The sequence below is a fragment of the Streptococcus parasanguinis genome (assembly GCF_000963275.1).
Taxonomy (GTDB): Bacteria; Bacillota; Bacilli; order Lactobacillales; family Streptococcaceae; genus Streptococcus; species Streptococcus parasanguinis_B.
The window spans coordinates 1,714,685-1,728,750 of sequence record NZ_JYOW01000001.1 but is presented as its reverse complement, the minus strand read 5'-3'; the positions used below and the strand labels follow the sequence as shown (position 1 = coordinate 1,728,750).

Annotated in this window: 10 protein-coding genes and 1 tRNA gene; 7 read left to right on the top strand and 4 right to left on the bottom strand. The window is 45.2% G+C overall.

The genetic code is table 11. The features are described from left to right. Window positions 1–183: 183 nt before the first annotated feature. The gene (gene ypfJ, locus TZ97_RS08145) at window positions 184–1,095 is read right to left on the bottom strand and encodes a KPN_02809 family neutral zinc metallopeptidase (RefSeq protein ID WP_045760000.1); all 912 of its coding nucleotides are present in this window, start codon (window positions 1,093–1,095) and stop codon (window positions 184–186) included. A gap of 144 nt (window positions 1,096–1,239) precedes the next feature. Between ypfJ and rpmG the strand changes: the two genes are divergently transcribed. From rpmG to nusG, 3 genes are all read left to right on the top strand, one after another. After that, the gene (gene rpmG, locus TZ97_RS10340) at window positions 1,240–1,392 is read left to right on the top strand and encodes a 50S ribosomal protein L33 (RefSeq protein ID WP_003009043.1); all 153 of its coding nucleotides are present in this window, start codon (window positions 1,240–1,242) and stop codon (window positions 1,390–1,392) included. Window positions 1,393–1,401: 9 nt separating this feature from the next. Continuing rightward, window positions 1,402–1,578 (top strand): preprotein translocase subunit SecE, encoded by a 177-nt coding sequence (gene secE, locus TZ97_RS08140; protein ID WP_003002261.1) that lies wholly within the window; start codon window positions 1,402–1,404, stop codon window positions 1,576–1,578. Between the two features lie 187 nt (window positions 1,579–1,765). Beyond that, window positions 1,766–2,302 (top strand): transcription termination/antitermination protein NusG, encoded by a 537-nt coding sequence (gene nusG, locus TZ97_RS08135; protein WP_003002077.1) that lies wholly within the window; start codon window positions 1,766–1,768, stop codon window positions 2,300–2,302. 236 nt (window positions 2,303–2,538) lie between these two features. On the opposite strand, the gene TZ97_RS08130 is transcribed toward nusG, so the two are convergent. Beyond that, the gene (locus TZ97_RS08130; RefSeq protein WP_045759999.1) at window positions 2,539–3,297 is read right to left on the bottom strand and encodes a hypothetical protein; all 759 of its coding nucleotides are present in this window, start codon (window positions 3,295–3,297) and stop codon (window positions 2,539–2,541) included. 143 nt (window positions 3,298–3,440) lie between these two features. After that, window positions 3,441–3,511: transfer RNA gene (locus TZ97_RS08125), tRNA-Cys, on the bottom strand. A gap of 265 nt (window positions 3,512–3,776) precedes the next feature. On the opposite strand from TZ97_RS08125, the gene rpsB reads away from it, so the two are divergent. After that, complete coding sequence (gene rpsB, locus TZ97_RS08120; protein WP_003016971.1) at window positions 3,777–4,559, top strand: 30S ribosomal protein S2; 783 nt, start codon at window positions 3,777–3,779, stop codon at window positions 4,557–4,559. Between the two features lie 83 nt (window positions 4,560–4,642). Beyond that, window positions 4,643–5,683, top strand: coding sequence for a translation elongation factor Ts (tsf, locus tag TZ97_RS08115; RefSeq protein ID WP_045759998.1), 1,041 nt, complete (start codon window positions 4,643–4,645; stop codon window positions 5,681–5,683). 78 nt (window positions 5,684–5,761) lie between these two features. Here tsf and TZ97_RS08110 read toward each other — a convergent pair whose 3' ends face one another. Further along, window positions 5,762–6,232: a COG2426 family protein gene (locus TZ97_RS08110; RefSeq protein ID WP_003002130.1), complete on the bottom strand. Its 471-nt coding sequence runs from the start codon at window positions 6,230–6,232 to the stop codon at window positions 5,762–5,764. Between the two features lie 154 nt (window positions 6,233–6,386). Here TZ97_RS08110 and TZ97_RS08105 point away from each other — a divergent pair, with 154 nt between their 5' ends. Next, window positions 6,387–6,908, top strand: coding sequence for a Dps family protein (locus TZ97_RS08105; RefSeq protein ID WP_003009034.1), 522 nt, complete (start codon window positions 6,387–6,389; stop codon window positions 6,906–6,908). A 215-nt stretch (window positions 6,909–7,123) separates the two neighbouring features. Then, a complete protein-coding gene (locus tag TZ97_RS08100) occupies window positions 7,124–14,038 on the top strand; it encodes an Ig-like domain-containing protein (RefSeq protein WP_045759997.1) in 6,915 nt (2,304 codons plus the stop codon). Window positions 14,039–14,066: the final 28 nt, after the last annotated feature.

The following is a 14,066-nucleotide window of genomic DNA, read 5'->3' as shown; positions in this document are numbered from 1 at the left end:
TCCCGTGTGCTAGAAACACCAGTGTTTCTAGCACTTTTCTCACGGCGGAAAGTTTCTGTTGAAATGATCCTAATAGTATTAATTATTTTAATTTTTCAACGTCACTTAGGTTGTTTTATGTAAAATGCAATTTGTCTATATTCTAAAAGATCTATTCAGAAGCATTTCTGAATAGATCTTTGTTTAAAGTTCACTATCTGACAAGCTAAAGGTATCGCCGTGTTGGAGATCCCCGTACTGGTAGCCCCGTTTGAACCAGCGCATGCGTTGTTCCGAAGTCCCGTGGGTAAAGCTATCTGGCACCGAGTAGCCGTAAGCTTGCTCTTGGAGAGTATCGTCACCGACTGCATGGGCCGCATTCATGGCTTCTTCGATATCACCGATATCCAAAAGGTTTCGGTCTTGAATGGAGCGGGCCCAGACACCTGCTAGGTAATCTGCTTGTAGCTCGATGCGGACGCTGATGGCATTCCGTTCCTTTTCAGAAAGTCCTTGCTGCATACGGTGGTATTTGCCAAGGATTCCCAGCTCATTTTGTACGTGGTGGCCGACTTCATGGGCGATGACGTAGGCCATGGCAAAGTCGCCACTAGCCTTGTATTTGGTGGTCAATTCCTTGTAGAAACTCATATCCAAATAAATTTTCTTATCGGTTGGACAGTAGAAGGGACCAGCTGATGCTTGCCCAACCCCACAGCCTGTCTTTGTCCGTCCGGTATAGAAGACTAGTTTGGGCTCCTGGTAGGTCCGTCCTTCTGCTTGAAAGACCTTGTGCCAATGATCTTCTGTTGTCCCAAGGACTTTGCTGACGAACTGGGCGTCTGCATCGTCGACATGGGTCTTATTGGTGCGCGTGACTTGGGTGGACTGGTATGGTTGAGAAGAAGTCCCATTTCCAAAGAGGCCCCCAAGGCTAGCTCCCCCTCCTAGAAGGACCATGACAAGGATGATGATGATCTTACTCTTGAAGCTACCAGGCGATAGCAAAATTTGTAAAATGCCCCCGCCAAGGTTACTGTTGCCTGAAGACTGGGAGTAGCTTTGCCCTCGACGGTCTTCGATATTTCTACTTTCTTTTAAGTTATCACTTTTCATATTCGTCTCCTTTTGTTTTATTTTACCAAAAATGAGGAAAAAACTAGAGTGATAACGCTTTAGTTTTGCTTTTTTATTGACAGTAGATTTTCTGTCCTTGTCAAAACGTGGAAAACTTGCTATAATGGGGTGAACGGAGGCGTTATGGCATTAAAAAAAGCAAGTCTAGCGTGTACGGTTTGTGGGTCACGCAATTACTCCATTAAGTTGAGTGGGACGCCAAAACCAACACGTCTAGAAGTCAATAAATTCTGCAAACATTGCAGCAAGTATACCATCCATAAAGAAACACGATAGGAGAGAGTTGTGAAATTCATTAAAGATATTTTCGTCTTACTAAAAGATACAACTTGGCCAAATCGCAAGGAAAGATGGAAAAACTTTATCTCAGTGATTGAGTACACCGCTTTCTTTGTTGCATTGATTTATTTGTTTGACAAAGTCATTGCACGTGGCCTATTGCACATGATCAATTTCTTTTAAGAAAAGAAGCCAGGCGGGATCCCAAGGGTCCTGCTTTTTATGGTCTTTTCTTAAAAATAAATCAGCAAACCTCTTTGCATTCCTGCAAAATGTGGTATAATGAAGCTAGGAAAAGGAAAGCCAAGAGGCTTTTTTTAGTATGTTCACAAAAGCTCGAGCAGGCTAAACAGAAAGAAAGGATGCCCAAATGGACAGTTTTGATAAAGGCTGGTTTGTACTACAAACCTATTCAGGATATGAAAATAAGGTAAAAGAGAATCTTTTGCAACGTGCGCAAACTTACAATATGTTAGAAAACATCTTGCGCGTAGAGATTCCAACTCAAACCGTACAAGTTGAGAAAAACGGTAAAACAAAAGAAATCGAAGAAAACCGCTTCCCAGGTTATGTCTTGGTAGAAATGGTCATGACAGATGAAGCTTGGTTTGTCGTTCGGAATACACCGAACGTTACTGGTTTCGTTGGATCACACGGGAACCGTTCAAAACCAACTCCATTGTTGGAAGAAGAGATCCGCAGCATCTTGCTCTCTATGGGTCAAACCGTTCAAGAGTTTGATTTGGATGTCAAGGTGGGCGACACAGTTCGCATCATCGACGGTGCCTTCACAGACTATACTGGTAAGATCACTGAAATTGATAACAACAAGGTGAAAATGGTCATTTCTATGTTCGGTAACGATACGGTTGCAGAAGTGAATTTGAACCAAATTGCTGAATTGTAAGAAAGAGAGAGTGGGACAGCTTCAACAGTCTGGGAGACTGTTGAAGGTTGCAGATAAAGGAAACATAGGGCATCTTTGAAGCTTAAAAAGCGAACAAAGACTTAGGATACTTGCTTCGCAAGTTCTATCCGCCACCTCAAAGCAGTGCTTTGAGCACTCAACCACTGCGTCTTGCTCGACAATCCAAAAATAATTAAGAGGCTAGGACTTTTGTCCCAGCCTCTTTGTATGGATCGTTATTGATTTTTATCCAGACCGGTGATGCCTTTTAAACGCTTGGTTTCTGCAGCAGACATAACATTAACGATCTGGTCTCCTTGTGTAGAGAAGTTAGATTCGTCCCCGTTGCTATCTTTATAGACATAGCTGGTCCAACGTTCAGAACGCATAATGGCATAGGGTTTTCCGAGACGCTCGAGAGCTGTTTTTGGTGTATCGGATTTGGAAATGGCGCCAGTAGACTGGTGGTTGGCATCGCCCCCTCTTAGTCGGAAGGTGATATCTGTTAACACATTATTACGGAAGAAAGCCATGATATCGCCATTGTCTGTTGCCCAAACATTGACCCCATCGCCAGGATTCGCACTGTCTGTACTACTTACGGGTTGACCAAAGGCTGCAACTACGTCATCGTAACTGCTTCTTTCTTTTGGCCCACCAACCTCTTGTCCATCTTCGGTTCTTAATACAAAACCAGTGGTAGGGTGGAGATTTTTGAGTTTTTCGATCTCAGGAATGGATGCAGCTCCCGGCACATATTGGAGAGAAGAACCATCATCTGGATCCATGCTGTAGCGATCTGAAAAATCATTTGAGCTAGTGCTGTCTGAAGAAGTGCTAGACGGTTTACTAGATGATTTTTTGGTTGAAGATTGTTTGATCGGTTTTCTAGAACTAGAAGCTGTTTTTACTTGTTGCGCAGAATTGGCAGGTGAGCAAGCTACTAGTGTTACTAGTGAAAGAAGGCCGATCGTAAAGAAACGAATGTTTTTCATAATAACCCTTTCTAATGTGCTTCGCCGATCAGGCGAGATTTTATTATATCAATAATCAAGGAATGGAGCAATTGGAAACAAAAAATCCCCTATTGCTAGGGGAATTTTTAAAAGATAAAAGATGATAAAAAATTTTATTATCAAGGCGGTAGACGGATTTGAACCGACGATCAAGCTTTTGCAGAGCCGTGCCTTACCACTTGGCTATACCGCCGTAACATATAATATTGTAACCTAAAAAACAAGATAGGTCAAGAAAAACTTTTTCCTTCAAACAACTTTAGAAAACCATTTCATCATAAGGATTGAAAAAATCTCTCAAATAGCTTGCGATTTCTAGGGATTTTTGCTATACTTATAGAGTTGTCTAAGACAGCAAATACTCATCTCGGATCCATTGTGACACCGTTGCCCTTGTGGTCGTGCTGCAAGTTGACGTCTGAGAGAGGAGAAAAAAAACAAAAAAGGAGAAACTACTCATGGCAGTAATTTCAATGAAACAACTTCTTGAGGCTGGTGTACACTTCGGTCACCAAACTCGTCGCTGGAACCCTAAGATGGCTAAGTACATCTTCACAGAACGTAACGGAATCCACGTTATCGACTTGCAACAAACTGTAAAATACGCTGACCAAGCATACGACTTCATGCGTGATGCAGCTGCAAACGATGCAGTGATCTTGTTCGTAGGTACTAAGAAACAAGCTGCTGATGCTGTTGCAGAAGAAGCTGTTCGTTCAGGTCAATACTTCATCAACCACCGTTGGTTGGGTGGAACTCTTACTAACTGGGGAACAATCCAAAAACGTATCGCTCGTTTGAAAGAAATCAAACGCATGGAAGAAGATGGAACTTTTGAAGTTCTTCCTAAGAAAGAAGTCGCATTGTTGAACAAACAACGCGCTCGTCTTGAAAAATTCTTGGGCGGTATCGAAGACATGCCTCGTATCCCAGACGTAATGTACGTTGTGGATCCACATAAAGAACAAATCGCTGTTAAAGAAGCTAAGAAATTGGGTATCCCAGTTGTAGCGATGGTCGACACAAACACTGACCCAGATGATATCGATGTTATCATCCCAGCGAACGACGACGCTATCCGCGCTGTTAAATTGATCACTGCGAAAATGGCTGACGCTGTTATCGAAGGACGTCAAGGTGAAGACAGTGTTGCTACAGTAGAAGCTGAATTGGCAGCTACTGAAGGTCAAGCTGATTCAATCGAAGAAATCGTTGAAGTTGTAGAAGGCGACAACGCTTAATTTCATTCAATAAGTAACGAACCTAAGAGGGCAGGGCTCAGCCCGACCCTCTTCTTTTATTAAAAAAATATAGGAGAACAAAAATGGCAGAAATTACAGCTAAGCTTGTAAAAGAATTGCGTGAAAAATCTGGTGCTGGTGTCATGGACGCTAAAAAAGCATTGGTTGAAGTGGAAGGCGATATCGAAAAAGCGATCGAATTGCTTCGCGAAAAAGGTATGGCTAAAGCAGCTAAGAAAGCTGACCGTGTTGCCGCTGAAGGTTTGACTGGTGTTTATGTAGATGGTAACGTTGCAGCAGTTGTTGAAGTGAACGCTGAAACTGACTTCGTTGCGAAAAACGCTCAATTCGTTGAATTGGTAAACGCAACAGCGAAAGTGATCGCTGAAGGTAAACCAGCTAGCAATGAAGAAGCTCTTGCTTTGACAATGCCTTCAGGTGAAACTCTTGAAGCTGCATATGTATCTGCAACAGCTACAATCGGTGAAAAGATTTCATTCCGTCGTTTTGCTTTGCTTGAAAAAACAGATGCGCAACACTTCGGTGCTTACCAACACAACGGTGGACGTATCGGTGTTATCTCTGTGATCGAAGGTGGAGACGAAGCACTTGCTAAACAAATCTCAATGCACATCGCTGCAATGAAACCAACTGTTCTTTCATACAAAGAATTGGATGAGCAATTCGTGAAAGATGAATTGGCACAATTGAACCACGTCATCGACCAAGATAACGAAAGCCGTGCAATGGTTGGTAAACCAGCTCTTCCACACTTGAAATTCGGTTCAAAAGCACAATTGACTGACGAAGTGGTTGCTCAAGCTGAAGAAGATATCAAAGCTGAATTGGCGGCTGAAGGTAAACCAGAAAAAATCTGGGATAAAATCATCCCAGGTAAAATGGATCGCTTCTTCTTGGACAACACAAAAGTTGACCAAGCCTACACTCTTCTTGCACAAGTCTACATCATGGATGACAGCAAGACAGTTGAAGCTTACCTTGAATCAGTAAATGCTTCAGTTATCGAATTCGTTCGTTTTGAAGTTGGTGAAGGTATTGAAAAAGCTTCAAATGACTTTGAAGCAGAAGTTGCAGCTACAATGGCAGCAGCTCTTAACAACTAAGAATAAAAAAATAAGAGGTTTCCTTCGAAACCTCTTTTTTGTATGTAAAGGACTGAAGGCGTTGCTTCAGTCTTTTGGTTAATGTGCGAAGGTATCGATTCCTAGAAGCAGGGACAGGGTTCCCATGATGAGGCCGGCTAGTATCACTCCGAGCATGACTGCGAGGCTACTGCGTTTGAAGTCCCAGTCAAGGATAGAAGCTGCAAGGGCCCCAGTCCAAGCCCCAGTCCCCGGAAGAGGAATTCCAACGAAGAGCAATAGGGCCCAGAAGATTCCTTTGTCACCCGCAGCTTTTTCTAATTTCTGTCCGCCTCTATGGCCTTTATTGAGACACCAGCTAAAAAAGCCTCCGATAATTGGTTTTTTTGCCCCCCAAGTAAGAATATGGCGGGCGAAAAAGAAGATCAGAGGGACTGGGAGAAGGTTTCCGATCACTCCAATGAGGAGCGCTGTCCATAAAGGAATGCCATTTGCAATGGCAAAAGGGATGGCTCCGCGCAATTCAACGAGGGGAACCATGGAGATCAGGAAGGTAAAGATATATTTCATTGGTTATGCCTTTCGATTAGTCCTCTTCATTCTATCGTATCTTTTCTCAATTGACAACTATGATCTTTTTTAATCTTTTATCTTGACTTTCTGGTGGAGGAAGCATATAATAAAGACATAGTTAATTAGAATCATTATAAAAAGGAGAAATGACATGACAACTATGAAACATGAAGCAGCTACTGATGTAGCAACTTTTGCACCTTCAAATAAAGAAACTCTTCCAGAAACAAAAGCTCTCTTGAACCAAGTCGTAGCAGATCTCTACGTGGCTCACATTGCCCTTCACCAAGTACACTGGTATATGCGTGGACGTGGCTTTATGGTTTGGCATCCAAAAATGGACGAATACATGGACAGCTTGGATGCAACCTTAGATGAAGTGAGCGAACGCTTGATCACTCTTGGTGGTGCGCCATATTCTAGCATGACTGAATTTTTGGAACACAGCAATATTGAAGAACGCCGTGGAACATTTACAAAAAATGTAGAAGAAAGCTTGACACGTGTTCTTGAAATCTTCCATTACCTTGATGGCCTTTACCAAAAAGCTTTGAATGTTACCGATGCTGAAGGCGACGATGTAACCAACGATATCTTTGTTGGGGCTAAAGCAGAACTTGAAAAGAACATTTGGATGGTGGCTGCTGAACTTGGTCAAGAACCAGGATTATAAGATCATAAAAAAATAGAAGCCGTGGGCTTCTATTTTTTTGGTTTGTAGGAGATTTCCACTAATTAAAGGAATTCTTAATCTAACTATAGTTGGAGCGAAATCGAGGCCTATCGCTCCTATTTTTTTGGTATAGTTAATATGTGATTTTCTGTAAGCGTTCGCAGGTATAAGAAAGCGCTTACAAATTTAACAGTTAATCCTAAGAGGAGGTTTTTATGGGAAAGTCTTTTTTTGAAAAGCGTCCTGTTTTTAGTATTCGTAAGCTCTCAGTTGGAGCTTGTTCTGTTGTGATTGGGCTTTCTGCCTTGGGTCTTTCAAGGGTCCATGCGGAAGAAAAGCCAGCCCTCGAAAGTGAACCGACTTCGATGGAGACACCAAGTGTTGTAACTGAAAACTCAGAAACGGAAGTTCCTGAAGCTGGTGCAATGGTTTCAGAAGCTCCAGCTGTCATCACCCCTACCAGAGCTGAGGGAAAGCCGGCGCCTCAAGGCGAAGGCCAGCCTGTTTCAGCTTCATCTGAGCGTGCTACAGGAACGGAAGAAACAGCTGTTCCAGATCAAAATCGTGTAGCGGAGGATATTGTGCAAGATCGAGAACGTGATTTTAATAAAGATTGGTATTTTAAATTAAATGCAGCTCCTGGTGCAGAAGGGCGTCAAGTGGATGTCAAGGATTGGAAAAAATTAGATCTTCCTCATGACTGGTCTATTTTCTTTGATTTTGATCACAACTCTCCTGCTCAAAATGAAGGGGGTCAATTAAACGGTGGGGATGCTTGGTATCGTAAGACCTTCCGTTTGGATGACAAAGATTTAGATAAGAAGGTCCGCTTGGAATTTGGCGGGGTTTACATGGATTCCAAAGTCTATGTAAACGGACAATTCGTCGGTCATTATCCAAATGGCTACAATGCCTTTTCTTATGATATTACTCCTTATTTGAACGCAGATGGAAGCGAGAATACCATCGCCGTTCATGTGGTCAATCAACAACCAAGTAGCCGTTGGTATTCTGGTAGCGGGATTTACCGGGATGTTAAGCTGAGTGTGACGGACAAGGTTCATTTAGCGCAGTATGGGACTACGATTACGACCCCTCAGTTGGAAAAACAGAAAGATGGGGCAGTAGATACGGTGGTGAAGAGCCGCATTGTCAACCAGGATGATCAAGCCCATAGTATTTATGCGGAATATGAAATTGTCGATCAAAATGGCCAAGTGGTGAGCGAAAAAACGCGCAGTGAAGCACAAGCTGTTCTAGCAGGTCAAGCGATCAACCTTTCTCAAACCTTGCATGTTGAAAAACCAACCCTCTGGGATGTGAAAACGGATCATCCAGCTCTCTATACCTTGTATACGCGGGTTTATCGGGATTCGCAGTTGGTCGATGTGCAAAAGGAACGCTTTGGTTATCGCTATCTCAACTGGACGCCAGAAGGTGGCTTCTTCCTCAATGGGGTGGCGACGAAATTCCACGGAGTATCCCTTCACCATGACCACGGGGCTCTTGGAGCTGAGGAAAATTACAAGGCTGAATACCGTCGTCTCAAACAGATGAAAGACATGGGGGTCAATGCCATCCGGACGACCCACAACCCAGCCAGTGAACAAACCTTAAAAATTGCTGCTGAGTTGGGCTTGATGGTCCAAGAAGAAGCCTTTGATACCTGGTATGGTGGTAAGAAACAATACGATTATGGTCGTTTCTTTGAAAAAGATGCCACTCACCCAGAAGCTCGTAAGGGGGATACTTGGTCCGATTACGATCTACGAACCATGGTAGAGCGGGGCAAGAACAATCCAGCCATTGTCATGTGGTCAATCGGTAACGAAGTCGGTGAAGCAGATGGTTCAGACAAATCTGTCGCAACTGTTCGTCGCTTGGTCAAGACCATCAAGGACGTGGATGCAACCCGCTATGTCACTATGGGAGCTGATAAATTCCGCTTTGGTGATGGATCAGGAGGCCATGAAAAGGTAGCGGCAGAGCTCGATGCGGTTGGTTTCAACTATTCAGAGGCCAACTATGAAAGCTTACGGGCGAAACATCCAAACTGGCTCATTTATGGTTCTGAAACCTCTTCTGCGACGCGGACACGGGGCTCTTACTACCACCCTGAAAGAGAATGGGTCGGAAGCAACCAAGAAGATCGCCACTATGAACAATCAGACTACGGCAATGATCGGGTTGGTTGGGGTCGGACAGCGACAGCCTCTTGGACCTTTGACCGCGATCATGCCGGCTATGCAGGGCAATTTATCTGGACTGGTACGGACTATATCGGTGAGCCAACTCCATGGCACAACCAAAATGACACACCTGTGAAAAGTTCTTACTTCGGTATTGTCGATACGGCCGGTCTTCCAAAGAATGATTTTTACCTCTACCAAAGCCAATGGGTATCGGCTGAAAAGCATCCGATGGTGCATCTCTTGCCACATTGGAACTGGGACAACCCAGAATTGGCCAATCGTGTCATGGATGAAGAAGGTCGGATTCCTGTTCGGACCTTCTCCAATGCCCACAGTGTGGAATTGATTGTCAATGGGGAATCACAAGGAGTGAAGACCTTTACCAAGAAGACCACAGCTGATGGCCGGACTTACCAAGAAGGGGCAAATCCGGATGAACTCTATCTAGAGTGGTTGGTTCCTTATGTGCCAGGTAAGGTGGAAGCCATTGCCCGCAACGAAGCAGGCGACGTGATTGCGAAAGATCAAGTCGAAACAGCCGGCAAGGCTGCAGGTGTTCGCTTGTTGAAAGAAGAACATGCGATTGCAGCAGACGGTAAGGATTTGACCTATATTACCTATGAGATCGTTGATGAAGCAGGTCGTGTGGTGCCAACTGCCAATAATTTGGTGCATTTCCATTTGCATGGACAAGGCCAAATTGTCGGTGTCGATAATGGGGAACAAGCTAGCCGTGAACGTTACAAAGCGCAGGAAGATGGCTCATGGCAACGCAAAGCCTTTAACGGCAAAGGGGTGGTCATTGTCAAATCAACTGAGCAGGCGGGTGCCTTTACTCTGTATGCAGACTCAGACCGCTTGCAATCAGACCAAGTCAGCCTCTTTACAGGTAAGAAGGACCAAGCGGAACGCACCGTATTGGGTGTAGAACCCGTTCGACAAAGCGCTTATCTGGGAGAAGAGCCAGCTTTACCAAGTAAGGTCAATGTGGTCTATAGCGATGGCAAGGCCCAAGAAGAAGCCGTTGAGTGGGACAAAGCAGACTATAGCCGTGCTGGCCAAGTCCGTGTGACAGGTCATGTTCAAGGACGGACGGTCGAAGCTCTGGTCGATGTGATCGGTGTGGAGCAAGTCCTTCCAGTTATCAAACAAATCCCACAGGGAGCAGATCTAGCGACAGTGGATAAGACAGTGCAATTAGTCTTCACAGATGGCCGGACAGTTAGCTATGAAGTTGATCAATGGACCTTGGAAGCTGGTCAAGAAGATCAGTTGTCCACACCAGGTGCTCGCTTGAAGGCGACAGGTCTCCTAGGCAATGGGGAAACGGTCCAAGCGACACTAGTGGTTGCAGGAGGAGATGTAGCCAAGGCTAAGAAACCAACGGTTCAGCTAGATGGAGTAGCTCTTCCAAAATTTGGTAGTGGCAACCATACCATTTTCCGTTCCCTCGCTTATGGTCAAGAGCCAGGTCAAGTCATAGCAAGTGCAGAAAATGCTCAAGTGACGGTCCTACAAGCTAGCCGTGAAAATGGTTTGAAAACTCAAATCTTTGTGACTGCTAAGGATACGGGAGCTGTACAGACCTATGTGGTCCAATTCCAAGAAGAAAGTCCACAGATCAAGCGCCTAGAATTGCGTCTGCCAGAAGGACAGGAACTCAAGGAAGACCAAACAGTACCACTTGAAGTCATTGCTCATTACCAAGATGGTAGTGTAGCTAGCCTTCAAGCAGATCAAATCGATGTGGCAACAGCAGCCGGTAGTCAAGGAAAAGCAGTCGCAAGCAAGAAAGGTTTGGAACTGCGAGAAGCAGGATTGGTTCATTTAGAAGCTAACTTCCAAGGACAAACAGGGGAATTAACCTTTACCATCACGCCAAATCCAGAAGAAAAGACAGTTGTCAAGGTGCGTCCTGTACGGATCAGCACCGATCGAAACGTTTTGCCAGCTCTTCCAGAGACCGTCTTGGTCGAGTATGATAAGGGATTCCCGAAAGAAAAACGTGTGACCTGGGATGCCGTGACAGCAGATCAAGTCAAGGATTATCATAGCTTTACAGTCACAGGTCATGTAGAGGGTGTGGAAAAAGAAGCCCAAGCTCAAGTCACCGTTGAAGGCATTATCGCTGTAGAAGAAGTCAGCACTACCACTCCAGTCGGAGAAAAACCAGCTCTTCCAGAAAGCGTGCGGACCTATCACTCTAATGGCAAGACCTATACTGCTAAGGTGGCCTGGGATGCGGTCGATCCGCAACTCTTGGCCAAAGAAGGAGAAGTTGTCCTAGCCGGTCGTGTAGAAGGAACGGATCTTCCAACACGTCTTCATATTCGTGTTTCCGCAAACACAGTCAAGGGGGCCAACGTAGCAGAGCAATGGACAGGATCAGTCTTGCCACTCGCTTTTGCAAGTGACTCTAACGATGCAGATCCAGTTGCTAAGGTCAATGATAAAGTCATCTCCTTTACCGATGCTCCAGCTAACCGTTGGACCAACTGGGGTCGTAACAATGCGGAAGATTCTGTTGGTATCTTGTTTGGGGATTCTGGTATCTTGACCAAGCGAGCAGTGGACAACCTCCATGTTGGTTTCCACGAAGACCACGGCGTTGGCGCTCCAAGTGAATATGTGATTGAGTACTATACAGGGGAACAAATCCCAACTGTTCCAAGCAATCCAAATCGCGTCAAAGACGAAACAGACCATCCATTTAACAATCCAGCCAACTGGAAAGAAGTCAGCAACCTAACCGTTGAAGAACCGGTAGCAGCTGGCAAGATGAATCATTTCAGTTTTGATAAAGTCGACACCTATGCCGTTCGGATCCGCATGAAGACACCAGAAGGCAAACGTGGAAGCTCTATTTCAGAGATTCAGGTATTTGCCAATAAGGTGGCAGCAGAAGAAAAGAGCCAGTTGACCATTCGCGTCAATGGCGATGTCTTGCCAGGTGTCAACCCAAGTGTGACCGATTACTACATCGATGCGCGTGATCGAGCTTATCCACAGGTGGAAGCGACAGCCAGCCATCACGGTCTTGCAACGGTTGTGCCAAGCGTCCATGAAGGTGAGCCAATCCGTGTCATCCATAAAGCAGAAGATGGTACTATCTTACAAGAATACCGCCTCCATCTCACAAGTGATGCAGAAAAACTGAAACAAGCTGCCCCAGTAGCAGTAGAAGCAGGCAGACGTTTTGTGAAAGTCGGTCAAGATCTGGTTCTACCATCTACAGTAGGTGTCTACTTCAAAGGGGACACAGGTTACGAACGCAAGGAACTTACGGTGGACTGGCAGGCTATCCCAGCTGATGCACTTTCTCATGAAGGCAGCTTCACGTTAGAAGGAAAGGTCCTCGGTTATGATCTGACAGCTCAGCTGACCGTCCGGGTGTCCGAAAAAACAGGAGAAAACCTCTCTGTGAACCGTGACTACAATGCAGAAGATACCAGGGCATTTGCTAGTGAAACCAATGATCTCGATCCAAATCAAATCGACTATATCGATTACATCAACGATGGTGGCTACAACGAATACTATCGCTGGACCAACTGGAAGAGAGAACCGGATCAAACCGAAGCCTTTGCTGGTCTCATCTTCAAGAAAAATGGTCAAGTAACAGAGCGTTTGGTCAATAAAGTAGCGGTCGACTTCTTTGCAGATCAGGAAACAGGCCTGCCAACTAAGACGGTGCTTGAACGCTATATTGGACCAGACTTTGAGGTTCCGGATGATTATGGCAATCTGAAGAATCTTCCAGATCATCCATTTAACCAGGCCTCTAACTGGGAAGAAATTCCTTATAGCTTGGATTATGACTTTGAAGCTGGTTATATCTCTAACCTCAGCTTCAATGAAACCAGAACCAAAGCCATCCGTTTAAGAATGGTTCGTGATGAAAATCTTAAAGGAATCGGAATCATTGAATTGAGTGCCTATGCCCCAACAGAAGAGGCTCAGGCAACAACTGATGTCACCATTCAAGTGAATGGCAAAGACCTAGAAGGTTTTAAACCAGATGTGACAGATTATCATCTAGAGTATGAGGGAGAACGTCCAAGCGTTTCAGCACAAGGCAAGAATGGAACAGCCGTTACGGTCGTGGATGCTAAAAGTGCTAATGCCCCTGTTCTTGTCAAGGTTGTCTCAGAAGATGGCAAGCTCGAAAAAGTATATCAACTTTCTCTCTCCGCAAAAGCACCTACAGGTTCAGCCATTCCTGAAGAAGGGGTTAAGAATCTGGTCCATACCAAACCAGAGTTGGTGATTGAGCCAGAAGAGATGGACTTTGAACGCCTAGAACGTCCAAATGCGGATCTTCCAAAAGGTGAGAAACGTGTGATTCAAGAAGGTCAAAAAGGCCGCAAATTGCGCTTGGTGGAAGTTTCTCAAGAAAATGGTGTGGAAAGCCGGAAGGAACTAGATGCCTTTGTAGAGCTAGATCCAGTGGCAGAAATTACAGAGGTGGGCACAAAAGAAGTACTTCCAGACACTCCACAACCAGAGCCACAGCCACAACCGCAGCCAGAACCACAACCAGAGCCACAGCCACAACCGCAGCCAGAACCACAACCAGAGCCACAGCCAGAACCAGAGCCACAGCCAGGACCACAGCCGCAACCGCAGCCTCAGCCACAGTCACAACCGCTTCCGAACCCAGAAGGTCCTCATGTCTCAGAAGGACCAGTAGCTACCGCAACTCCTCAAGCATCTCTTGAGGTCAAAGCGGTGCGCCAGGAAGGGACAGATGCAATAGAGAAGGAAGTCGAGAAAGACACTCAAACACCAGCAGTTTCAGCGGCTCCAGTTTCCGAAGGTACATTACCAAATACAGGAACGGAAGAAAGCGTCGCAAGCCTCGTTGCTGGAATCTTAGCGGCAGGCCTTGCCAGTGCTGTGCTGGACGATCAGAAAAAAAGAGCCAATAAGGCCAAGTAAAACAGCTAGAGAAACTAGTAAAAAATGG